This window comes from Pseudomonas sp. AAC (assembly GCF_000725445.1).
Lineage (GTDB): Bacteria > Pseudomonadota > Gammaproteobacteria > Pseudomonadales > Pseudomonadaceae > Pseudomonas > Pseudomonas citronellolis.
The window spans coordinates 190,596-213,702 of the sequence record NZ_KL647099.1 but is presented as its reverse complement, the minus strand read 5'-3'; the positions used below and the strand labels follow the sequence as shown (position 1 = coordinate 213,702).

At 68.0% G+C, this 23,107-nt stretch carries 20 protein-coding genes and 1 other RNA gene; 4 read left to right on the top strand and 17 right to left on the bottom strand.

The genetic code is table 11. From position 1 onward, the window contains the following. Window positions 1–44: 44 nt before the first annotated feature. From ftsZ to rsmI, 17 genes are all read right to left on the bottom strand, one after another. The gene (ftsZ, locus tag FG99_RS22290) at window positions 45–1,229 is read right to left on the bottom strand and encodes a cell division protein FtsZ (protein ID WP_009617925.1); all 1,185 of its coding nucleotides are present in this window, start codon (window positions 1,227–1,229) and stop codon (window positions 45–47) included. A gap of 55 nt (window positions 1,230–1,284) precedes the next feature. Next, window positions 1,285–2,529 carry a cell division protein FtsA gene (ftsA, locus tag FG99_RS22285; RefSeq protein ID WP_043272378.1) on the bottom strand — a complete coding sequence of 415 codons (1,245 nt, stop codon included), beginning with the start codon at window positions 2,527–2,529 and terminating at the stop codon, window positions 1,285–1,287. 21 nt (window positions 2,530–2,550) lie between these two features. After that, window positions 2,551–3,414 carry a cell division protein FtsQ/DivIB gene (locus FG99_RS22280; RefSeq protein ID WP_043272377.1) on the bottom strand — a complete coding sequence of 288 codons (864 nt, stop codon included), beginning with the start codon at window positions 3,412–3,414 and terminating at the stop codon, window positions 2,551–2,553. A 4-nt stretch (window positions 3,415–3,418) separates the two neighbouring features. Next, window positions 3,419–4,366: a D-alanine--D-alanine ligase gene (locus tag FG99_RS22275; RefSeq protein ID WP_043272376.1), complete on the bottom strand. Its 948-nt coding sequence runs from the start codon at window positions 4,364–4,366 to the stop codon at window positions 3,419–3,421. After that, on the bottom strand, window positions 4,366–5,808 hold the full coding sequence (murC, locus tag FG99_RS22270) for a UDP-N-acetylmuramate--L-alanine ligase (protein WP_009617917.1): 1,443 nt from the start codon (window positions 5,806–5,808) through the stop codon (window positions 4,366–4,368). Before murC ends, FG99_RS22275 begins: the two co-directional genes overlap by 1 nt. Beyond that, on the bottom strand, window positions 5,801–6,874 hold the full coding sequence (gene murG / locus FG99_RS22265; protein WP_043272375.1) for an undecaprenyldiphospho-muramoylpentapeptide beta-N-acetylglucosaminyltransferase: 1,074 nt from the start codon (window positions 6,872–6,874) through the stop codon (window positions 5,801–5,803). Before murG ends, murC begins: the two co-directional genes overlap by 8 nt. Further along, entirely contained in the window at window positions 6,864–8,063 is a 1,200-nt protein-coding gene (gene ftsW / locus FG99_RS22260) for a putative lipid II flippase FtsW (RefSeq protein ID WP_043272374.1), read from the bottom strand. Before ftsW ends, murG begins: the two co-directional genes overlap by 11 nt. Next, window positions 8,063–9,409: a UDP-N-acetylmuramoyl-L-alanine--D-glutamate ligase gene (gene murD, locus FG99_RS22255; RefSeq protein WP_043272373.1), complete on the bottom strand. Its 1,347-nt coding sequence runs from the start codon at window positions 9,407–9,409 to the stop codon at window positions 8,063–8,065. Before murD ends, ftsW begins: the two co-directional genes overlap by 1 nt. 13 nt (window positions 9,410–9,422) lie before the next feature. Next, the gene (gene mraY / locus FG99_RS22250) at window positions 9,423–10,505 is read right to left on the bottom strand and encodes a phospho-N-acetylmuramoyl-pentapeptide-transferase (protein ID WP_009617910.1); all 1,083 of its coding nucleotides are present in this window, start codon (window positions 10,503–10,505) and stop codon (window positions 9,423–9,425) included. Next, entirely contained in the window at window positions 10,505–11,869 is a 1,365-nt protein-coding gene (gene murF, locus FG99_RS22245; protein WP_043272372.1) for a UDP-N-acetylmuramoyl-tripeptide--D-alanyl-D-alanine ligase, read from the bottom strand. The genes mraY and murF overlap by 1 nt, the downstream gene beginning before the upstream one ends. Beyond that, a complete protein-coding gene (locus FG99_RS22240) occupies window positions 11,862–13,328 on the bottom strand; it encodes a UDP-N-acetylmuramoyl-L-alanyl-D-glutamate--2,6-diaminopimelate ligase (protein ID WP_043272371.1) in 1,467 nt (488 codons plus the stop codon). Before FG99_RS22240 ends, murF begins: the two co-directional genes overlap by 8 nt. Beyond that, complete coding sequence (locus FG99_RS22235; RefSeq protein WP_043272370.1) at window positions 13,328–15,073, bottom strand: peptidoglycan D,D-transpeptidase FtsI family protein; 1,746 nt, start codon at window positions 15,071–15,073, stop codon at window positions 13,328–13,330. Before FG99_RS22235 ends, FG99_RS22240 begins: the two co-directional genes overlap by 1 nt. After that, a complete protein-coding gene (gene ftsL, locus FG99_RS22230; protein ID WP_009617905.1) occupies window positions 15,070–15,363 on the bottom strand; it encodes a cell division protein FtsL in 294 nt (97 codons plus the stop codon). The genes FG99_RS22235 and ftsL overlap by 4 nt, the downstream gene beginning before the upstream one ends. Further along, window positions 15,360–16,301, bottom strand: coding sequence for a 16S rRNA (cytosine(1402)-N(4))-methyltransferase RsmH (gene rsmH / locus FG99_RS22225; RefSeq protein WP_009617904.1), 942 nt, complete (start codon window positions 16,299–16,301; stop codon window positions 15,360–15,362). Before rsmH ends, ftsL begins: the two co-directional genes overlap by 4 nt. Window positions 16,302–16,309: 8 nt before the next feature. After that, complete coding sequence (gene mraZ / locus FG99_RS22220; RefSeq protein ID WP_043272369.1) at window positions 16,310–16,765, bottom strand: division/cell wall cluster transcriptional repressor MraZ; 456 nt, start codon at window positions 16,763–16,765, stop codon at window positions 16,310–16,312. Window positions 16,766–17,073: 308 nt separating this feature from the next. Next, window positions 17,074–17,426: RNase P RNA component class A (gene rnpB, locus FG99_RS30885), an RNA gene on the bottom strand. Window positions 17,427–17,514: 88 nt separating this feature from the next. Beyond that, complete coding sequence (gene rsmI, locus FG99_RS22215; protein WP_043272368.1) at window positions 17,515–18,357, bottom strand: 16S rRNA (cytidine(1402)-2'-O)-methyltransferase; 843 nt, start codon at window positions 18,355–18,357, stop codon at window positions 17,515–17,517. Window positions 18,358–18,486: 129 nt separating this feature from the next. On the opposite strand from rsmI, the gene FG99_RS22210 reads away from it, so the two are divergent. Genes FG99_RS22210 through FG99_RS22195 form a run of 4 tightly spaced genes read left to right on the top strand, consistent with a single transcriptional unit; the run spans window position 18,487 to window position 21,878 of the window. Continuing rightward, on the top strand, window positions 18,487–20,301 hold the full coding sequence (locus tag FG99_RS22210; protein ID WP_043272556.1) for a penicillin-binding protein activator: 1,815 nt from the start codon (window positions 18,487–18,489) through the stop codon (window positions 20,299–20,301). Beyond that, a complete protein-coding gene (locus FG99_RS22205) occupies window positions 20,298–20,678 on the top strand; it encodes a YraN family protein (protein ID WP_043272367.1) in 381 nt (126 codons plus the stop codon). The genes FG99_RS22210 and FG99_RS22205 overlap by 4 nt, the downstream gene beginning before the upstream one ends. A 28-nt stretch (window positions 20,679–20,706) precedes the next feature. After that, window positions 20,707–21,300 carry a phosphoheptose isomerase gene (locus FG99_RS22200; protein ID WP_009617899.1) on the top strand — a complete coding sequence of 198 codons (594 nt, stop codon included), beginning with the start codon at window positions 20,707–20,709 and terminating at the stop codon, window positions 21,298–21,300. Continuing rightward, complete coding sequence (locus tag FG99_RS22195) at window positions 21,297–21,878, top strand: BON domain-containing protein (protein ID WP_009617898.1); 582 nt, start codon at window positions 21,297–21,299, stop codon at window positions 21,876–21,878. The genes FG99_RS22200 and FG99_RS22195 overlap by 4 nt, the downstream gene beginning before the upstream one ends. The last annotated feature ends 1,229 nt before the right edge of the window (window positions 21,879–23,107 follow it).

Sequence of the window (23,107 nt, the reverse complement as noted above, 5' to 3'; positions counted from 1 at the left end):
CCTTTGCTGAACACCAATCACATTCATACTCCTGATAAATTGCCTCAATCGGCCTGGCGACGCAGGAATGCCGGGATGTCCAGGTAGTCCAGGTCGTCCTGCGGGTTGAGCTTGGCCGCGGTGGCCGCGCTGCCGTGCGCCTGGTTGCGCATCACGGTCGGGCGGTCCAGGTCGCGGTAGTTCACCGATTGCTGCTCGCGCTGTACCGGAGCCTGGCTGCTGACCGCCTGGGTCTGCACGGTGTTGTCGACCACCTTGACCGGTTTTTCCAGGCGTGCGCCCAGGCCGGTGGCGACCACGGTGACGTGCAGTTCGTCGCGCATGTCCGGATCGATCACGGTGCCCACCTTGACGGTGGCGTGCTCGGAGGCGAACTGCTCGATGATGTTGCCCACGTCGGAGTACTCGCCCAGGGACAGGTCGGGACCGGCGGTGATGTTCACCAGGATGCCGCGCGCGCCCTGCAGGTTGACGTCTTCCAGCAGCGGGTTGCGGATCGCCGCCTCGGTGGCCTCGCGGGCGCGGTTCGGGCCGCTGGCGGCGCCGGTACCCATCATGGCCATGCCCATCTCGCTCATCACGGTCTTCACGTCGGCGAAGTCGACGTTGATCATGCCCGGACGCTTGATGATGTCGGAGATGCCGCGCACGGCGCCGGCCAGCACGTCGTCCGCCTTGGCGAAGGCTGCCAGCAGGCTGGCGTCCTTGCCGAGGATGGTCAGCAGCTTCTCGTTGGGGATGGTGATCAGCGAGTCGACGCTTTCCGCCAGGGAGCGGATGCCCTCGTCGGCGATCTGCATGCGCTTGCGGCCTTCGAACGGGAACGGACGGGTGACCACTGCAACGGTCAGGATGCCCATTTCCTTGGCCACTTCGGCGATGATCGGCGCCGCACCGGTACCGGTGCCGCCACCCATGCCGGTGGTGATGAAGACCATGTCGGCGCCTTCCAGCACCTCGGCGATGCGCTCGCGATCCTCGATCGCGGCCTGGCGGCCGACTTCAGGGTTGGCGCCGGCGCCCAGGCCCTTGGTCACGCCCGGGCCGAGCTGCAGCACGGTGCGCGCCGCGATGTTCTTCAGCGCCTGAGCGTCGGTGTTGGCGCAGATGAACTCCACGCCGTCGACGTTGTTCTTGGCCATGTGGTTCACGGCGTTGCCGCCGCCGCCACCGACACCGATGACTTTGATTACTGCCGTTTGTGGGACGTTATCGACGAGTTCAAACATTTTCCCCTCTCCTTCCTTTCTAGTTGTGTCGCCTACGTTTTACCGCGCCGGTAAATCAGAAATTGCCCTGGACCCAGCGTTTGAGCCGTTCCAGAACAGGTGTCTTGGGTTCATCGCTGAAGCTGCCGCCGGACATGGAGATGCCGTCGGATTGCTTCTGCAGGCCATACATGAGCAGGCCCACGCCAGTGGAATAGATAGGATTGCGCACGACGTCGGTCAGCCCCTTGACGCCATGCGGCACGCCCAGGCGCACCGGCATGTGGAAGATCTCTTCGGCCAGCTCCACGGCGCCTTCCATCTTGGCGGTGCCGCCGGTCAGGACGATCCCGGCCGGGATCAGGTCCTCGTAGCCGCTGCGGCGCAGCTCGGCCTGGACCAGGGTGAAGAGCTCGTCGTAACGCGGCTCCACCACCTCGGCCAGGGCCTGGCGCGACAGCTCCCGCGGCGGCCGGTCGCCGACGCTGGGCACCTTGATGGTTTCGCCCGCGCCGGCCAGCTTGGCCAGTGCGCAGGCGTAGCGGATCTTGATTTCCTCGGCGTACTGCGTGGGCGTGCGCAGGGCCATGGCGATGTCGTTGGTGACCTGGTCGCCGGCGATCGGGATCACTGCCGTATGGCGGATGGCGCCTTCGGTGAAGATGGCGATGTCGGTGGTGCCGCCGCCGATGTCCACCAGGCACACGCCCAGTTCCTTCTCGTCCTCGGTGATCACCGAGTAGGCCGAAGCCAGTTGCTCGAGGATGATGTCGTCGACTTCCAGACCGCAGCGGCGCACGCACTTCTCGATGTTCTGCGCGGCGTTCACCGCGCAGGTCACCACGTGCACCTTGGCTTCCAGGCGCACGCCGGACATGCCCAGCGGCTCGCGCACGCCTTCCTGGTTGTCGATCACGTAGTCCTGCGCCAGGGTGTGCAGCACCCGCTGGTCGGCCGGGATCGCCACGGCCTGGGCGGCGTCGAGCACGCGGTCGATGTCGGCCGGGCTCACCTCGCGGTCGCGGATCGCCACGATGCCGTGGGAATTCAGGCTGCGGATGTGGTTGCCGGCGATGCCGACGAAGGCCGAGTGGATCCGGCAGCCGGCCATCTGCTGCGCCTCGTCGATGGCCCGCTGGATGGACTGCACGGTGGACTCGATGTTCACCACCACGCCCTTCTTCAGGCCGCGCGACGGATGGGTGCCGATGCCGACGATCTCCAGCTTGCCATCGGCCGCTACCTCGCCCACCAGCGCCACCACCTTGGAGGTGCCGATGTCCAGGCCGACGACCATCTTGCCGCTCTGCACGCTTGCCATGTTTATTGCTGTCTCCTCAAATCACTGCGCGGGCGCGGCCTGGGCCACGTCCGTCTGCGGCAGCGGGTCGCGCCACGCCACGGCCAGGCCGTTGGGGTAGCGCATGTCGATGCGCGCAATCTTCGATATCTGTTCTTTCAGGGCCTTTTCGTAGATGGTCACGAAACGGCGGATCTGTTCGACCGTGTGGTCGCGGCCCAGGACGATCTGCACGCCCTGGGCGGTATCCAGGGTCCAGGCGCCGCGCGAGCTCATCTCCAGGCTGGCGATGGTGAAGCCCAGGGGCCGCAGCAGTTGGCTGAGGATCTGGTACTGCTGCATCACCTTCTGCTGGGCGAACTGCGGGCCGGACAGGCGCGGCAGGTGCTCGTAGTGCGACACCTCGTGGGGCGCGAAGGCCTGGCCCTGGTTGTTCAGCAGCGCTTCGTCGCCCCAGCGGGCCACCGGCAGTTGTTCCTCCAGGTGGATCACCACCTGGTCCGGCCAGACGCGGCGGACTTCGGCGTGGGCGATCCAGGGCATCTGCTCCAGTTCCTGGCGCATGCCGGCCAGGTCGATGCTGAAGAAGCTGGCCGAGACGAACGGTGCGATGCGCTGCTGCACCGCCTGCTGGCTGATGTAGCTGAGGTCGCCTTCGACGCTGATCTTGGCGATCGGGCGGTCGGCATAGGGCAGCACGTACTGCGCGCCCTGGTAGGCGCCGAAGCCCAGCACGGCCAGCAGCACCGGCCACATCAGCATGCGCAGGAAGCCGAAGCTGGGCCTGGGCAGGCGAGCGCTGATCGGCTCCTTCGCCACCAGGCGGCTGGCGCCGCGCGGCACCGGCTTGCGTGCGGGCACGCGGCCGATACCGGGTTGCGAGTGGCGGAGCATCGCGCCGTTCATGGTCTTACCCCCTTGCCTCGACGCTGTCGGCGAGGATCGCCAGCACCAGTTGCTGGAAATCCAGGCCGGCCGCGCGCGCGGCCATGGGCACCAGGCTGTGGTCGGTCATGCCCGGTGCGGTGTTGACTTCGAGCAGCCAGAAACGCCCCTCGGCGTCCTGCATCACGTCGGTCCGCCCCCAGCCCTGGATGCCGAGGGCCTCGCAGGCGCGGGCGCACAGGTCCTGCAGCTCGCGCTCCTTCTCGGGGCTCAGGCCGCAGGGGATGCGGTACTGGGTGTCGCTGGCCAGGTACTTGGCGTCGTAGTCGTAGAAGCTGTGCGGGGTGCCCAGGCCGATGGCCGGCAGCACCTGGCCGCGCAGGGTGGCCACGGTGAACTCGGGGCCGCTGATCCACTGCTCGACCAGCACTTGCGAGTCGTATTCGGCGGCGCTGCGCCAGGCGGCGATCAGCGCGTCCACGCCGTCGACCTTGGCCATGCCGATGCTGGAGCCTTCATGGGCCGGCTTGACGATCAGCGGGAAGCCCAGTTCCGTCGCGGCGCGGCGGCAGTCGTCCTCGCTGGCCAGCACGGCATAGGCCGGCGTCGGCAGGCCAAGGCTCAGCCACACGCGCTTGGTGCGCAGCTTGTCCATGGCCAGGGCCGAAGCCAGCACGCCGCTGCCGGTGTAGGGGATGCCGGCGACTTCCAGCAGGCCCTGCATGCTGCCGTCCTCGCCGCCACGGCCGTGGAGGATGATGAAGGCGCGGTCGATCTTCTCGCTCAGCAGGCGCTGCAGCAGGTCGTCGCCCACGTCAATGCCGAAGGCGTCCACCCCGGCGTCCTGCAGGGCCTTGAGGACCATGCCGCCGGACTTCAGCGAGACCTCGCGCTCGGCGCTCTTGCCGCCGTAGAGCACGGCGACGCGGCCGAAGGCGCGGGGCTCGAGGGTGGATTTGAGTGCGTCGTTCATCACGCCTTCCTCGGGGCGTCGCCGCCGAACATCGGGTTCTTGATCAGCGCCGGGGCCAGGCCGCCGATGTCGCCGGCGCCCTGGCAGAGCAGGATGTCGCCGGCGCGCAGCAGCGGCTTGAGCAGCGCGGCGAGGTCGCCGTCACGCTCCAGGTAGATCGGGTCGAGCTGGCCGCGCTGGCGGATGCTGTGGCACAGCTGGCGGCTGTCGGCGCCGGGGATCGGCTCCTCGCCGGCCGGGTAGACCTCCATCAGCAGCAGCACGTTGGCCTCGCCGAGCACCTGCACGAAGTCTTCGTAGAGGTCGCGGGTGCGGGTATAGCGGTGCGGCTGGTAGACCATCACCAGGCGCCGTTCCGGCCAGCCGCCGCGCACGGCCTTGATCACCGCCGCGACTTCGCGCGGGTGGTGGCCGTAGTCGTCGACCAGCATCACGCTGCCGCCGTCGACCTGCAGCTCGCCGTAGACCTGGAAGCGCCGGCCCACGCCCTGGAAGCCGGACAGGCCCTGGACGATGGCTTCGTCGGAGATGCCCTCGTCGGTGGCGATGACGATGGTCGCCAGGGAGTTCAGCACGTTGTGCAGGCCGGGCATGTTCACCGAGACGTCCAGCGGCTCGCGCTCCGGGCGCAGCACGGTGAACCAGGTGCGCATGCCTTCCTGGCGGATGTTGATGGCGCGGACGTCGGCGTCCTCGCTCAGGCCGTAGGTGACGGTCGGGCGCGCCACCTGCGGGAGGATTTCGCGGACCACCGGGTCGTCCACGCACATCACCGCCAGGCCGTAGAACGGCAGGTTGTGCAGGAAGTCGACGAAGGTCTTCTTCAGCTTGTTGAAGTCGCCGCCGTAGGTGGCCATGTGGTCGGCGTCGATGTTGGTGACCACGGCGACCATCGGCTGCAGGTGCAGGAAGCTGGCGTCGCTCTCGTCGGCCTCGGCCACCAGGTAGCGGCTGGTGCCCAGCTGCGCGTTGGTGCCGGCGGCGTTCAGGCGGCCGCCGATGACGAAGGTCGGGTCCAGCCCACCGGCGGCGAACACCGAGGCGATCAGGCTGGTGGTGGTGGTCTTGCCGTGGGTGCCGGCCACGGCGATGCCGTGGCGGTAGCGCATCAGCTCGGCGAGCATTTCCGCGCGCGGCACCACCGGCACGCGGCGCTCCAGGGCGGCGGCGACTTCCGGGTTGGCCTTGTTCACCGCGCTGGAAACCACCAGCACGTCGGCGCCGTCGGCGTTTTCCGCGCGGTGGCCGATGAATACCTGGGCGCCGAACTTCTCCAGGCGCTCGGTCACAGCCGAGGCCTTGAGGTCGGAACCGGACACTTCGTAGCCGAGGTTCAGCAGCACTTCAGCGATACCGCACATGCCCGCGCCGCCGATGCCGACGAAGTGGATGCGGCGGATGCGCCGCATGGTGCGGGTGATGCCGTTGGGTTCCTTAACCACGGGCCACCTCCAGGCAGGCATCGACTACCGTGCGGGTAGCCTCGGGCATGGCCAGGCGGCGGGCGCTGGCGGCCATCTGCTTCAGGGATTCGGGATGCATCAATACCTCGGACAGCTGCGCGGCCAGGTCGGCGGCGCCGGTAGACTTTTGCGGCAGCAGGCGGGCGGCGCCCTCCCGTACCAGGAATTCGGCATTGCGGGTCTGGTGGTCGTCGATCGCGTGGGGCAGCGGCACCAGGAAGGACGGCAGGCCGGCGGCGGTCAGCTCGCTGACGGTCAGGGCGCCGGCGCGGCAGATCACCAGGTCGGCCCAGGCGTAGGCCGCGGCCATGTCGCCGATGAACGCAGCGACGTCGGCTTGGACACCGGCCTGGGCGTAACGCTCCGCGGTGACCTCGGCATGCTGACGACCGGCCTGGTGGCGAATGGCCGGGCGCTGCTCGGCGGGGATCAGCCGCAGCGCCTCGGGCAGCAGTTTGTTCAGCGGCTCGGCGCCCAGGCTGCCGCCCAGCACCAGCAGGTTGACCTTGCGGCCAGCCAGCTCGGCGCGGGCATCGGCCTCGAGGAACAGCTCGGCGCGCACCGGGTTGCCGGTGGTCAGGCGCTTGGCGCTGGCCGGGAAGGTGTCCGGGAAGGCCTCGCAGACGCGCTTGGCCAACGGCGCCAGGCCACGGTTGGCGGTGCCGGCGACGGCATTCTGTTCGTGGATCACCAGGGGCGCGCCGCTCAGCTTCGCCGCCACGCCGCCGGGACCGGTGACGTAGCCGCCCAGGCCGAGCACGCACACCGGCTTGAGCCTGCGCACCACGCCCAGGGCCTGGAACAGCGACTTGAGCAGGTCGAAGGGCGCGCGCAGCAGGGCCAGGCGGCCCTTGCCGCGCAGGCCGCTGACGTTGATCAGGTGCAGCGGCAGACCGGCCTTGGGCACCAGGTCGTTCTCGATGCCGCGCGGGGTGCCGAGCCAGTGCACGGCATAGCCGCGGGCCTGGAACTCGCGGGCGCAGGCCAGGGCCGGGAACACGTGGCCGCCGGTGCCGCCGGCCATGATGAGGACGTTACCTTTCATCGGCGAAGTCCTCCTCGGTGAATTCGTACTCTTCGCTGCCCACCGCGGTGCGCCGCTCCCATTCGATGCGCAGCAGCATGCCCAGGCAGCCGCAGCAGATGACCAGCGAGGAACCGCCGTAGCTGAGGAACGGCAGGGTCAGGCCCTTGGTCGGCAGCAGGCCGACGTTCACCCCGACGTTGATCAGGAACTGGCCGATCCACAGGAACGCCAGGCCGTAGGCCACGTAGGCGGAGAAGTACTGCTTGGCCTGCTCGGCCCAGATGCCGATGTAGAGCGCGCGCAGGCCGACGAAGACGAACAGGCCGACGGTGGCCAGGGCGCCGACGATGCCCAGCTCCTCGGCCAGCACGGCGAACACGAAGTCGGTGTGCGCCTCGGGCAGGTAGAACTGCTTCTGGATGCTGTTGCCCAGGCCCATGCCCAGCCAGCCGCCGCGGCCGAAGGCGATCAGCGCCTGGCTGAGCTGGTAGCCGGCGCCGAACTGGTCGGCCCAGGGGTCGCTGAAGTTGGTCAGGCGCGCCATCCGGTAGGGTTGCGTCCAGATCAGCAGGGCCACCGCGCCCACCGCCAGGGCCACCATCAGGCCGAAGCGGAACAGGCCGACGCCGCCGAGGAACAGCATGGCCGCCGCGGCGCCCATCATCACCACGGTGGCGCCGAAGTCCGGCTCGCGCAGCAGCAGGCCGGCGAACGGCAGCAGCACGGCGAAGGGCTTGAAGAAGCCGATCCAGCTCTCGCGCACCTCGTGCTGGCGGCGCACCAGGTAGCCGGCCATGAACACCACCACGAAGACCTTGGCGATCTCCGAGGGCTGGATGTTGAACAGGCCGAAGCCGATCCAGCGCATGGAACCGTTGACCTCGCGGCCGACGCCGGGGGTGATCACCGCCACCAGCAGCAGGAAGGCCACGCCCAGCAGCTTCCAGCTGTGGCGCTGCCAGGTCTCCATCGGCGTCAGCATGGTCACGCCGCAGGCGACGAAGCCGATGGCCAGGTAGATCAGGTGGCGCACCGAGAAGTACAGCGGGTTGCCCGACTGCGCCGCCGCCACTTCCGAGGACGCCGAGGTCACCATCACCAGACCCAGGCCGAGCAGCGCCAGGCAACCGGCGAGCAGCGGGAAGTCCAGATCGATGCCGTTGCGGCTGATCAGCGGGGACGGGTACGGACGCAGGAAGGAGAACATCAGGCGATCTCCTCCACGGCCCTGGCGAACAGGCGGCCGCGCTCTTCGAAGTTCTTGAACATGTCCAGGCTGGCGCAGGCCGGCGACAGCAGCACGGCATCGCCCGGCTTGGCCAGCTCGGCGGCCTTGCGCACGGCTTCGTCCAGGGTCTGCACGCGCACCTTCGGCGTCTCGTCGCTCAACGCGGCGCCGACCAGCTCGGCATCACGGCCGAGCAGCACCACGGCGCGGCAGAACTTCGCCACCGGCTCGCGCAGGGCGCTGAAGTCCGCGCCCTTGCCGTCGCCGCCGGCGAGCAGCACCAGCTTGCCGTCGATGTCGGCGCCCAGGCCTTCGATGGCGGCCAGCGCGGCGCCGACGTTGGTGGCCTTGGAGTCGTCATAGAAACTCACCCCGGCGCGCTCGCCGACCCACTGGCAACGGTGGGCCAGGCCGGCGAATTCACGCAGGGTCCGCAGCATGGGCTCGAACGGCAGGCCTACGGCGTGGCCCAGGGCCAGGGCGGCCAGAGCGTTGGATTGGTTGTGGGCGCCGCGGATCTTCAGCTCACGCACCGGCATCAGCGCCTCGAACTGGAAGGCCAGGTACTTCTCGCCACCCTCTTCCACCAGGCCGAAGGCCTTGAAGTCGGGCTTGTTGGTGCCGAAGGTCCAGCACGGCACCGAGTCGGCGATCAGCGGCCGGCTCAGGGCGTCGGCGCGGTTCACCACGACCTGGCGCGCGCCGCGGAAGATGCGGTGCTTGGCCAGGTGGTAGTCGGCCATGCCGTCGTAGCGGTCCATGTGGTCTTCGCTGACGTTCAGGCAGGTGGCGACCTCGGCGCCCAGGCGCTCGCAGGTCTCCAGCTGGAAGCTGGACAGCTCCAGCACGTACAGCTCGACGTCGTCGGCCAGCAGGTCCAGGGCCGGGGTGCCCAGGTTGCCGCCCACGGCCACGCGCTTGCCGGCCGCCGCGGCCATCTCGCCGACCAGGGTGGTCACGGTGCTCTTGGCGTTGGAGCCGGTGATGGCGACGATCGGCGCCTTGGCGTGACGGGCGAACAGGTCGATGTCGCCGGACAGGCGCACGCCACGGGCGGCGGCCTCGACCAGCGCCGGCGTGCGCAGCGACAGGCCGGGGCTGACGTACAGCTCGCTGGCGCGGCAGAGGAAGCCGGCGTCCAGCTCGCCGCAGCGTACTTCCACCTGCGGGTACTGGGCGCGCAGGCTGGCCAGCTCCGGCGGATTCTCGCGGGTGTCGGCCACGGCGAAAGGCACGCCCTGGCGCGCCAGGAAGCGCACCAGCGACATGCCGCTCTTGCCGAGGCCGACAACGATGCGGAAATTGTCCGAAGCGATCAGGCTCATGCTCGCTCTGCCCTCAACGCAGTTTCAACGTGGCCAGGCCGATCAGCACGAGAATCACCGTGATGATCCAGAAGCGCACGATCACGCGCGGCTCCGGCCAGCCCTTGAGTTCGAAGTGGTGGTGGATGGGCGCCATGCGGAACACCCGTTTCCCGGTCAGCTTGAAGCTGGCGACCTGGATGACCACCGACAGGGTTTCCATGACGAACACCCCGCCCATGATGAACAGCACGATTTCCTGGCGCACGATCACCGCGATGGTGCCCAGCGCGGCGCCCAGGGCCAGCGCGCCGACGTCGCCCATGAAGACCTGCGCCGGGTAGGTGTTGAACCACAGGAAGCCCAGCCCGGCGCCGACGATGGCGGCGCAGAAGATGATCAGCTCGCCGGCCCCCGGCACGTTGGGGATCAGCAGGTATTCGGCGAATTTCACGTTGCCCGACAGGTAGCAGAAGATGCCCAGGGCGCCGCCGACCATCACCGTCGGCATGATCGCCAGGCCGTCCAGGCCGTCGGTCAGGTTCACCGCGTTGCTGGAGCCGACGATGACGAAGTAGGTCAGCACCACGAAGAAGATGCCCAGGGGGATCTCGATGTTCTTCAGCAGCGGCAGGATCAGCGTGGTCTCGACCGGCGTCTCGGCGGTCAGGTAGAGGAAGACCGCGGCGCCCAGGCCGAACACCGACTGCCAGAAATACTTCCAGCGACTCGGCAGGCCGCGGGAGTTCTTCTCGATCACCTTGCGGTAGTCGTCGACCCAGCCGATGGCGCCGAACAGCAGAGTCACGGCCAGCACCACCCAGACGTAGCGGTTCGACCAGTCGGCCCAGAGCAGGGTGCTGATGGCGATGGCGGTGAGGATCAGGGCGCCGCCCATGGTCGGGGTGCCCTTCTTCGACAGGTGCGACTGCGGCCCGTCGTTGCGCACGGCCTGGCCGATCTGGCGGATCTGCAGGGTGCGGATCATCCACGGCCCCAGCCACAGCGACAGGGCGAGCGCGGTCAGCACGCTGAGGATGCCGCGCAGGGTCAGGTACTGGAAGACGCCGAAGCCCTTGTAGAACTGTTGCAGGTACTCGGCGAGCAGCAGCAGCATTAATGTTTCTCCTCGGGGGACGCGCACAGCGCCGCGACGACCTTGTCCATCGCCGCGCTGCGCGAGCCCTTGATCAGAATGGTGGTGGTGGAGGGTTCGCCGGCCAGGGCCTGGATCAGGCTGGCCTGGTCGGCGAAGTGCCGGCCCGCCGCGCCGAACGCCTCGACGGCGTTGCGCATCAGCGGCCCCACGGCATAGAGCGCACCGACCTTGCCCGCGGCGTAGGCGCCCACCTCGCGGTGCGCGGCCTCGGCCCAGGCGCCCAGTTCGCCCATGTCCCCGAGGACCAGGACGGTCCGGCCGGAAAAGCCGGCGAGTATATCAATGGCCGCGCAGATTGACGCCGGGTTGGCGTTGTAGCTGTCGTCGATCACCCGCATGCCGTTGGTCGCCAGCTGGGCTACCGCGCGGCCCTTGACCGGCTGCAGTTGCGCAAGGCCCTGGACGATCCCGACCAGCGGCACGCCAAGGGCGTGGGCGGCGGCGGCGGCGGCCAGGGCGTTGGCGACGTTGTGCTCGCCCAGCAGGTTGAGCTGGATGCGCGCCTCGCCGGCCAGCCCCAGCAGGGTGAAGCCGACGCAGCCGCGGGCGTCGCGCTGCAGGTCGCGGGCGTGGAAGTCGGCGCTGGTCTTGTTCAGCGCGAAACTCAGCACGCGGCGTTCGCCATTGCGCTTCTTCCAGGTGTCGAAGGCGCGGTCGTCGAGGTTGAGCACGGCGGTGCCGGTATCGTCGAGCCCTTCGAGGATCTCGCCCTTGGCCTGGACGATCTTGTCCTGGCCGCCGAACTCGCCGACGTGGGCGGTGCCGGCGTTGGTGATGATGGCCACCTGCGGGCGCGTCAGGCCGACGGTGTAGGCGATCTCGCCGACGCGCGAGGCGCCCAGCTCGATCACCGCGCTGGCGTGTTGCGGGCCGATCTGCAGCAGGGTCAGGGGCGCGCCCAGGTCGTTGTTCAGGTTGCCGCGGGTGGCCAGGACTTCGCCCTGGGTGCGCAGGATGCTAGCGAGCATCTCCTTGACCGTGGTCTTGCCGCTGGAGCCGGTGACCGCCGCCACCTTGCCGGTGAAACCGGCGCGGTTCAGCGCGCCCAGGCGGCCAAGGGCCTCGCGGGTATCGGCCACCAGCAGTTGCGGCAGCGGCGCATCCGCCACTTCGCGCTGCACCAGGGCGGCGACGGCGCCCTTGGCGGCGACCTCGGCAAGGTAGTCATGGCCGTCGAAGCGCGGCCCGGCGAGGGCGACGAACAGCTGGCCGGCCTCGATGGCGCGGCTGTCGGTGCTCACCGCGTCGAAGGCGACGTCGGCGCCGAGCACGCGGCCCTCGAGGGCGGCGGCGACTTCACTGAGCAGCAGCGGCTTAAGCATCTTTCTTCACCTCCCAGGCAGCCAGCGCCTTGGCGGCTTCTTGCAGATCGGAGAACGAATGGCGGACGCCGGCGATCTCCTGGTAATCCTCATGGCCCTTGCCGGCCAGCAGCACCACGTCGTCGGCGCTGGCGCTAGCGATCAGCTCGGCGATGGCCTGGCCGCGGCCCGGCACGAAGCGCACGGCCTCGGGCCTGGCGAAACCGGCGCGGATGTCGTCGATGATCCGCGCGCTGTCTTCGCTACGCGGGTTGTCGTCGGTCACCAGCACGCCGTCGGCATGCTGTTCGGCCACCTGGGCCATGATCGGGCGCTTGCCGCGGTCGCGGTCGCCGCCGCAGCCGAACAGGCACAGCAGCTTGCCGTGGGCGTGCGGACGCAGCGCCAGCAGGACTTTCTCCAGGGCGTCGGGGGTGTGGGCGTAGTCCACCACCACCAGCGGCTTGTCGCCACCGCCCAGGCGCTGCACGCGGCCCACCGGGCCTTGCAGCTGCGGCAGCAGCTTGAGGATGTCGCCAAGCGGGTAGTCCAAGCCGAGCAGCGCGCCGACCACCGCCAGCAGGTTGCTCAGGTTGAAGCGGCCGAGCAGCGAACTGCGCAGCACGCCTTCGCCCTTGGGCGTGACCAGCAGGGCTTCGACGCCGGCGTCGCTGAAGCGCGCCTCGCGGCAATAGAGGAAGGCGCTGGCGTCTTCCAGGCTGTAGCCCATCAGGCGCGAGGGATGGGTTTCGCCGGCCAGTTGGCGGCCGAAGGCGTCGTCCAGGTTGATCACCCGGCACTTCAGGCCCGGCCAGGCGAACAGCCGGGCCTTGGCGGCGCCATAGGCTTCCATGGTGCCGTGGTAGTCGAGGTGGTCGCGGGACAGGTTGGTGAACACCGCGACGTCGAATTCGAGGGCGGCCACGCGGCCCTGCTCCAGGCCATGGGAGGACACTTCCATGGCCACGGCGCGCGCGCCGGCCTGTTTCAGCCGCGCCAGGGTGGCCTGCAGCGCCAGGGCGTCGGGCGTGGTGTGCTTGCCGCTTTCCAGGGCGTCGTGGAAACCGTTGCCGAGGGTGCCGACGATGCCGCAGCGCTGGCCGAGCAGGTCCAGGGCCTGGGCCAGCAGCTGGCTGACGCTGGTCTTGCCGTTGGTGCCGGTCACGCCGATCAGCTCGATGCCGCGGCTGGGCTCGCCGTAGAAGCGCCCGGCGATGGCCGAGAGCTGGGCGGCCAGGCCCTTGATGGCGACCAGCGGCGTATCGCCGATGGGCGCGACGGACGCGCCCTCGGCTTCGTAGGCGATGGCGGCGGCGCCACGGGCGACGGCATCGGCGATGTGCGCGCGGCCGTCATGCTGGGCGCCGGGAATGGCCAGGAACAGGTCGCCCGGCTTGACCGCGCGGCTGTCCAGGGTCAGCTCGCGGATCAGCACGCCGGCTTCGGCCTGCGGCAGCAGTTGGTTGAGGCTCATCGGCATCAGCCACGCCCTCCTTTCGTGGGCGCAGCATCGGCTTGCTGCTGCGGGGTCGTCTGCAGGTTGTCTGGCGGAATGTTCATCAAGCGCAGCGTGCCGGACATCACCTTGCTGAACACCGGGGCCGAGACCAGGCCACCGAAGTAGCCGGCCTTGCTGGGTTCATCGATCACCACGACGACCACGAAACGCGGGTTGCTCATCGGCCCGAAGCCGGCGAACAGCGAGCGGTAGGAGTTCTCGGCGTAGCCCTTGGCGCCGGTCTGGGTCTTGCGCGCGGTACCGGACTTGCCGGCCACGTGATAGCCGGGGACCTGGGCGCGGTAGACGCCGTTCGGCGCCTCGACCACCTGCTGCAGCATGCCCTGCATGGTCTTGGCGACCGGCTCCGGGATCACCTGGGTGGCGGTCGGCAGGCGGTCGGCGCGGACCATGGTCAGCGGCACCGTCTGGCCGTTGTTGGCCAGGGCCGCGTAGGCATGGGCCAGCTGGATGGCGGTGACCGACAGGCCGTAGCCGTAGGACAGGGTCGCGGTCTCGGCCTTGCGCCACTCGCGGTAGTTGGGCAGGTTGCCGACGCGCTCGCCGGGGAAGCCAAGGCCGGTGTCCTGGCCGAGGCCGACCTTCTGCATCAGTTGGTAGATGGCTTCGCCGCCGATGTCGAAGGCGACCTTGCTCATGCCCACGTTACTGGAGCGGATGAGGATGCCGGTGAGGTCCAGCACCGGGCCTTCGGTGCGCGACACGTCGCGGATGGTGTAGCGGCCGATCTGCAGGGTGCCCGGGTAGACCTCGACGGTGTCGCTGGGCTTCCAGCGCCCGGTTTCCAGGGCCGCGCTCATGGAGAACGGCTTCATGGTCGAACCCGGCTCGAAGACGTCGATCATGGCGCGGTTGCGCATCATCTCCGGCTGCATGTCGCGGCGGTTGTTCGGGTTGTAGGTCGGCTGGTTGGCCATGGCCAGGACCTCGCCGGTCTTCACGTCGAGGATCACCAGGCTGCCGGCCTTGGCGCCGTTCTCGACGATGGCGTTGCGCAGCTCGCGGTTGGCCAGGTACTGCAGGCGCAGGTCGATGGACAGCGCCAGGGTCTTGCCGGCCTTGGCGTTGCGCGTGACCTGCAGGTCGCGGATCAGGTGGCCGCGGCGGTCCTTGAGCACCTGGCGCTTGCCCGGCACGCCGGCCAGCCAGCTGTCGTAGGACAGCTCGACGCCCTCGCGGCCGCGGTCGTCCACGTCGGTGAAGCCGACCACCTGGGCGGTGACGTCGCCGGCCGGGTAGAAACGACGAAACTCCTCGATGGAGTAGACGCCGGGAATCCTGTTGGCCTTGACCTCGGCCATCACCGCCTCGCCCTGCTCGGGCGTCAGCCCGCGGACCAGGTAGATGAATTCCTTGTCGGCCATCTGCTCCAGCCGCGCGCTCAACGCGTCGCGGTTGATCCCCAGGGCATGGGCCAGGATCGGCCACTTGTCGCGTTCGAGGACCAGCTCCTTGGGGTTGGCCCAGAGGGTGGCGACCGGCGTGCTCACCGCCAGCGGCTCGCCGTTGCGGTCGGTGATCTGCCCGCGGTGGGCCGGAATGGAGATGTGCCGCACGCTGCGCGCGTCGCCCTGCTCCTGAAGGAAGTCGTGGTCGATCACGTGCAGGTCGACGATGCGCCAGACGATGGCCGACACCATCGCCAGCAACAGGCCGACGGCGACGCGGAAACGCCAGGGGTAGAGCGCGCCGTTGAGGTTCTTCATGGCGCCACCATGATGATTTCCGCCGGGTCCGGCACGCGCATCTTCAACTGGCCGGTGGCCAGGGTCTCGATGCGGTTGTAGGCGGTCCAGGTGCTCTGCTCCAGGACCAGCCGGCCGTACTCGGCCTGCGCCTTGTCGCGCACGCTCAGCTCGGTGTACAGGGTGTTCAGCAACTGGCGGTTCCAGTAGGCGCTGTAGGCCACGGAAATCGCCGACAGCAGCACGCCGATGAACAGCAGCAGCATGATGAAGCTGCCGGTGGGCAGGCGCTTGGCGAACAGGCGGCTCATCGCAGCTTCTCCGCCACGCGCATCACCGCGCTGCGCGAGCGCGGGTTGGCCTTGAGCTCGGCCTCGGAAGCGTACTGCGGCTTGCCCAGCAGCTTCAGGCGCGGCTCGAAGGCCTTGGCGCGGATCGGCAGGTCGCGCGGCAGGTTGTCCGCCTCGCCCTTGGCGTGCTTGCGCATGAACTGCTTGACGATGCGGTCTTCCAGGGAATGGAAGCTGATCACCACCAGGCGGCCGCCCACGGCCAGCGCCTCCAGGGCGGCGTCCAGGCCGCGCTCGAGGTCGCCCAGTTCGTTGTTGACGTGGATACGCAGGCCCTGGAAGGCCCGGGTGGCCGGGTTCTTGCCCTTTTCCCAGGCCGGGTTGGCCTCGGTGATCACGGCGGCCAGGTCGGCGGTGCGTACGAAGGGCTTCTCCGCCCGGCGCTGCACGATGGCGCGGGCCATGCGCTTGGCGAAACGCTCCTCGCCGTACTCCTTGAACACCCGGGCGATCTCGTCCTCGGCGGCGCTGGCGATCCACTGGGCGGCGCTGACACCGCGACTGGGGTCCATGCGCATGTCCAGCGGGCCGTCGTTGAGGAAGCTGAAGCCGCGCTCGGGGTCGTCCAGCTGCGGCGAGGACACGCCCAGGTCCAGCAGAACGCCGTCGACCTGGCCGGTCAGGCCGCGCGCGGCCAGCTCTTCGCCCATCTCGGCGAACGACCTTTGTACAACGACGAAGCGGCCATCTTCGGCCGCCAGTGCTTGACCCGTGGCTATCGCCTGGGGGTCCTTGTCGAACCCGAGCAACCGCCCGCCCGGGTCCAGCCTGCCAAGCAAGGCCCGGCTGTGCCCTCCCCTGCCGAAGGTACCGTCCACATAGCAGCCGCCCGCCCTTGGGGCCAGCGCTTCGACGGCCTCCTCGAGCAGTACGGTGATGTGTTGGTAGGTGGCGTTCACAGGCAGGCTCACAAAATAAGGTCGCGTAGTTCGTCCGGCAGTCCGCCGGGTTCCTTGATGGCGGCGAGGTCGGCCTCGGCCACCGCATTCCACTTGTCTTCGTCCCACAACTGGAACTTGTTCAACTGGCCGACGAGCATCGCCCGCTTGTCCAGCTTGGCGTACTCGCGCAGCCGCGGCGGCACCAGGAAACGCCCGTTGCCATCCAGTTCCAGGTCCACCGCGTTGCCGATCAGCAAACGCTGCAGGCGCCGCGTCTCTTCACGCAGCGAGGGCAGCTCGCGGAGCTTGGCTTCGATGATTTCCCATTCGGGCAAGGGGTAGACGGTCAGGCAGGGGTCGACGGCATCGATGGTGACGATGAGCTGGCCATTGCAACGCGAAACGAGCTCGTCACGATACCGACTCGGCATCGCGAGGCGCCCTTTGGCGTCGAGACTGATGGCGTTAGCTCCGCGAAACACGTCAGCGTTTCCCCCGGTGGTTGGCTTTCCTTGCCAGTTGATCCCACTTTTACCCACTTCATACCACTTGCGCACACTATAGAAATGCGCGCTCCCCACCGTCAAGGCGAGGCTGGAGGGAAAAATCCTTATAGGACGGAGATTTAGCGTGCTTTTAAGAGGTTTCGCAGCGTTTTTGACGCCACCTTGAAAGGCAAAAAGCCCAGTGTTTTCAAAACACTGGGCTTTTCTACTTAAAGCAACTTCTTAAGATTTATGTTTCTTCCATCGCGCGACAAATGGTCGTTGTGGGAAGAAGTGGGAAAAGAGGAGAGAGTCGATCTGTAAGCCGGGTTCTGTCGAGGACAGCCATTCCTCTGGGACATCCATCACTGAACGCCTCAAGCGACCTACCCGAATCCAGCGCGGGCCACGCAACGGATTCCTATTTGGTCTTGCTCCGAGTGGGGTTTACCTAGCCACGCACTGTTGCCAGCCGTGCGGTGCGCTCTTACCGCACCTTTTCACCCTTACCGGCGCTGTAGCGCTTAGGCGGTTATTTTCTGTGGCACTTTCCGTAGGCTCGCGCCTCCCAGGCGTTACCTGGCACTCTGCCCTATGGAGCCCGGACTTTCCTCCCCCCCGTGGCGAACCACGAAGCAGCGACTGTCCAATCGACTCTCCGCCGCCAAGGTTAGCGACAGCGGCGGCCAGCCGCAAGGGCAATCCGCCAGCCTGGTACGAAGGTCTTAAAATCGCGAACCGACGCTTCAGTCCGCCTTGCGCTCCAGCGCCGCCTGGTACAGCAGGTTCTTGCGCACCCCGGTGATCTCCGCCGCCAGCGCCGCCGCGCGCTTGACCGGCAGCTCCGCCAGCAGCAGGTCGAGCACCCGCAGCGATTCGGCGTCGATGCCCTCATCCTCAGGCGCCTCCCAGCCGGCCAGCAGCAGCACGCACTCGCCGCGCTGCTGGTTGGCGTCCGCCGCCACCCAGTCGCGCAGCTCGCCCAGGGGCAGGCCCTTGAGGGTTTCGAAGGTCTTGGTCAGCTCGCGAGCCAGCACCGCCTGGCGCGCCTCGCCGAACACCTCGGCCATGTCCTGGATGCACTCCAGGATGCGGTGCGGCGCCTCGTAGAAGATCAGCGTGCGCGGCTCCTCGCGCAGCGCTTCCAGGCGCGCCTTGCGCCCGGCGGTCTTCGCCGGCAGGAACCCTTCGAAGACGAAGCGGTCCGACGGCAGGCCCGCAGCCGACAACCCGGCGATCAGCGCGCAGGCCCCCGGCACCGGGACCACCCGGATACCCGCGGCGCGCGCCTGGCGCACCAGGTGGTAGCCGGGGTCGGAAATCAGCGGCGTGCCGGCGTCGGACACCAGCGCCACGTCGTCCCCCGCCAGCAGGCGGGTGATGAAGCGCCCGCCCTGCTCGCGCTCGTTGTGCTCGTGGCAGGCGGCCAGCGGCGTCTCGATGCCGAAGTGCTGCAGCAGGCGGATCGAATGACGGGTGTCCTCGGCGGCGATGAGGGCCACCTCGCGCAGGGTGCGCTGGGCGCGGGCGCTGATGTCGTCGAGGTTGCCGATGGGCGTAGCCACCACATACAAGGTACCGAGGGACACGCAGCACTCCTTAAAGCCGAACCGGAAAATTCCCCATTGTATCCCGTTTCCGGCACCCGCCATCGCCTCGGCCAGCCGCCTTGGGTACAATTGCCGACTCTTTTTGAATGCGCCACGAGAAGCCCGATGATGATCGCTCGACTGCGTCCGCTTTCCGCCCTGTGCCTGGCCACCCTGTTGGCCGCCTGCGCCAGTTCGCCCTCTTCCAACCTCGGCGAACTGCCGCGCACCCCGAACGCCAGCATCGAGCAACTGCTGCAGCAGGCCGCCACCGCCAAGCCCGAGGAAGCCGTGCTGCTCAAGCTGTCGGCCGCCGACCTGGCCTACCAGCAGAAGGACGTCGGCCGCGCCGCGCAGATCCTCGAACAGATCCCGATGGATAGCCTGAAGCCGGCGCAGCAGATCTTCGCCAGCACCCTGGACGCGCAGATCGCCCTGGCCCGCAACAAGCCCAAGGCCGCCCTCAAGGCCTTCGACCACCCCAGCTTCACCCACCTGGGCGAACTGCCGGTGGAACAGCAGGCGCGCAGCGGCCTGGTCAAGGCCCAGGCCCTGGCCGCCGACGGCCAGACCCTGGCCGCCGCCCGCGAACGCGTGTTCGTCGACCCACTGCTCAACGCCGAGGCCAGCAAGGCCAACCACGAGGCCATCTGGGGCCTGGTCTCCAGCCTGCCGGTGGAGCAGCTGCAACCCGTGGCCAACGAAGGCGACCTGAACGGCTGGATGGAGCTGGCCCGCGTGGTGAAGAGCGCCTCGACCCTGCAGGAGCAGCAGGCCAACATCGACACCTGGCGCCAGCAGAACCCGCAGCACCCGGCGGCCAAGCAACTGCCGGACGCCCTGGAGAAGCTCAAGTCGCTGGCCGCCCAGCCGCTGAACAAGATCGGCCTGCTGCTGCCCCAGCAGGGCCAGTTGGCCGGCGTCGCCCGCGCCCTGCAGGACGGCTTCATGGCCGCCTATTACCAGGCCCAGCAGAGCGGCAGCCAGCAACCGTCCATCCAGCTCTACGACAGCAGCCAGGTGCGCTCGCTGGACGACTTCTACCGCCAGGCCCAGGCCGACGGCGTGCAACTGGTGGTCGGCCCGCTGGAGAAGCCGCTGGTCAAGCAGCTCGGCGACCGCCCGCAGTTGCCCATCACCACCCTGGCGCTGAACTACACCGACAGTGCCCAGGCCGGCCCAGCCCAGCTGTTCCAGTTCGGCCTGTCGGCCGAGGACGAGGCCCGCGAAGTGGCCCGCAAGGCCTGGGACGACGGCATGCGCCGCGCCGTGGCGCTGGTGCCGCGCGGCGACTGGGGCGACCGCGTGCTGGCCGCCTTCAGCCGTGACTGGCAGGCCCGCGGCGGCACCCTGATCGCCGCCGAGCACGTCGACCAGCCGGTGGAGCTGGCCCAGCAGATCGCCGACCTGCTCCAGCTGCGCCAGAGCGAAGGCCGCGCCAAGCGCCTGCAGGGCGTGCTCGACAGCAACGTCGACACCCAGCCCTCGCGGCGCCAGGACATCGACTTCATCTTCCTCGCCTCGACCCCGCAGCAGGCGCGCCAGATCAAGCCGACCCTGGCCTTCCAGTACGCCGGCGACCTGCCGGTCTACGCCACCTCCAACCTCTACACCGGGCAGAACAACCCGGCGCAGGACCAGGACCTCAACGGCATTCGCTTCTGCGAGACGCCCTGGCTGCTGCAGACCGGCAACCCGCTGCGCCAGCAGGTCGTGGCCCAGTGGCCGCAGGCCGCCAGCAGCCTCGGCCGGCTCTACGCCATGGGCGCCGACGCCTATCGCCTGGCGCCGCGCCTGCCGGAACTGAAGGCGCTGCCGAGCATGCAGCTCGACGGCTTCACCGGCAACCTGAGCCTGGCGCCCAACCAGCGCATCCAGCGCCAGCTGCCCTGGGCGGAATTCCGCAATGGCCAGGCGCAGCCGCTGGAGAACGGCGGCCTTTGAGCGGACGGCGCGGCGACTCGCAGGAACTCGGGCGCCGCGCCGAGCAGCTCGCCCGCGAGCACCTGCAGCGCCAGGGCCTGCGCCTGCTGGCGCAGAACTGGCGGTGCCGCCGCGGCGAGCTCGATCTGGTCATGCTGGACGGCGATACAGTAGTATTCGTCGAAGTTCGCTGCCGCCGGCACCAGGCCTGGGGCGGCGCCCTGGAAAGCGTGGACGCGCACAAGCGCCAACGGCTGATCGCCGCCGCCGAACATTTTCTGCAACAGGAAGCCCGCTGGTCCCGGCACCCTTGCCGGTTCGACGTAATAGCGGTGCAGCCCTCCGCGGGAACCCCACCCGCTCAACTGAACTGGATCACCAACGCCTTTGACACCTGATCAGACGCTCGACGAAAGGTCACACCTGATGGACATGCAATCCCGTATCCGCCAGCTCTTCCATGCCAGCATCGAGACCAAGCAGCAGGCCACGGAAGTGCTGATTCCGCATATCGAACAGGCCAGCATGGTGATGGTCAATGCCCTGCTCAACGAAGGCAAGATCCTCAGTTGCGGCAACGGCGGCTCGGCGGGCGACGCCCAGCATTTCTCCTCCGAGCTGCTCAACCGCTTCGAGCGCGAGCGCCCGAGCCTGCCCGCAGTGGCCCTGACCACCGACAGCTCGACCATCACCTCGATCGCCAACGACTACAGCTACAACGAGGTGTTCTCCAAGCAGATCCGCGCCCTCGGCCAGCCCGGCGACGTGCTGCTGGCGATTTCCACCAGCGGCAACTCGGCCAACGTCATCCAGGCCATCCAGGCCGCCCACGACCGCGAGATGGTGGTGGTGGCCCTGACCGGCCGCGACGGCGGCGGCATGGCCTCGCTGCTGCTGCCGGAGGACGTCGAAATCCGCGTGCCGGCCAAGGTGACCGCACGCATCCAGGAAGTGCACCTGCTGGTGATCCACTGCCTGTGCGACCTCATCGATCGTCAACTGTTCGGGAGTGAAGAATGAGTCGTAGTCCGCTGACCCTCGCCGGCCTCCTTGCCCTGACCCTGGTCATGGGCGGCTGCAGCAGCTTCCTCAGCGCCACCCGCGAGGAGCCCATCGACGACAACCGCGGCACCCGCACCATCGGCAGCACCATCGACGACTCGCTGATCGAGACCAAGGTCGCGGTCAACGTCGCCAAGGCCGATCCGGACCTGGACCGCAACTCGCACATCGTGGTCATCAGCTACAACGGTGTGGTCCTGCTGGCCGGCCAGACGCCGCGCGCCGACCTGAAGAACAAGGCCGAGCAGGCCGCGCGCAACGTGCAGAAGGTCAAGACCGTGCACAACGAGCTGCAGGTCCTGCAGCCCTCCTCGCTGCTGGCGCGCAACAACGACACCTGGCTGACCACCAAGATCAAGACGCAGATGCTCACCGACGCCAACGTGCCGTCCTCGCGCATCAAGGTCGTCACCGAGAACGGCATCGTCTACATGCTGGGCCTGGTGACCCGCCGCGAAGGCGACCTGGCCACCCAGGTGGTGCAGAACGTCAATGGCGTGCAGAAGATCGTGCGGCTGTTCGAGTACATCGACTGAGCGACTTCAGCCAGTTGAAAAAGCCCCGCCACGCGGGGCTTTTTTTCTTGCTACCGCGACCGCTGTAGGGCGCATAACCGTTCGCGGTTATCCGTCGTCGGCCGTGCCACCGGGGCGTCTACAGTCCAGCGGAAGGCATGGCGTCTCCCCTGTAGGAGCGAGCTTGCTCGCGAACGGGGTTTGTCGGTGGCGTAGGACTCAAGAGCACCCTCTCCCCAACCCTCTCCCTGAAGGGAGAGGGGGCTGTCCTGAGTGGCTGGAGAGCTCGGAGTCTTCCTGAAACGCCTAACCCCACCCCGTCATTCCCGCGAACGCGAACCCTGGGTTCGCGAGCAAGCTCGCTCCTACGAAAAGCAAAAGCAAAAGCGCGTTTGCTCTTGGGATTTCCAGAGAAATATCCGAGCGCACCGGAACGCCCCTTCAGCAGGCCGAGCGAAACCCGCGCTCAGGAGGTCATGCGACATGGAGGTCGCGAGAGCCCCGATGGGCTACAGGGACGTACGCTCGGGGGGGGACGCCTAGTTCGGGCCTCCGTGGCGGGGGAATTCGCGAGGGTAGCCCGACTGTGTCGGGCCCGTATGTCGGGGCAAGCCTTTTTGGTTCCTTTTTGCGGGGGTGGCCTTCCACCGACTGACAAAAGGGACTCGCCCGAGGGGGCGAAACAAGACGGTCGGGCAGACTCGGTGCGGCGCAGAAACACCCAAGCCAAGGCAACTGGGTTATTAGTATTGCTCGCGGCAATGACGAGGTTAAGGCCGGAGTGGGGCAAGCTTCGCGAGCCAAGCCATAACCCCAAATGAAAAATACCGTTTCCCCCAGGCAGAGAAACGGCATCCCTTCTTAAGTGAACAGCGTTACCGCCATGCGGGGCTTTTTCCTTGGCAGGAACGTAGGGCGAATAACCGTTCGCGGTTATCCGCCGTTGGCCGTGCCGCCGAGGTGTCCGGCGTGGCCGGCGAAACCAATCGCGGACGGAGTCCGCTCCTACACCCGTGCTTCCCTGGAACCGTAGGAGCAACTGTCCTGCAGGCCGCGCCGAGGTGCGCCTCAACGGGTGGGTTGAGCCTTGGCGAAACCCATGCGGTCGTGGCGATGGGTATCGCTTCGCTCAACACCATCCTACGGGGCGTTGTGTTTGCCCGGACTCTGTCCGCGATTCGGCGGATAACCCGTAGACGTTGGCACACCGGAGAAATGCAACCTGGCGGCGAACCATCGAAACCGCGCGG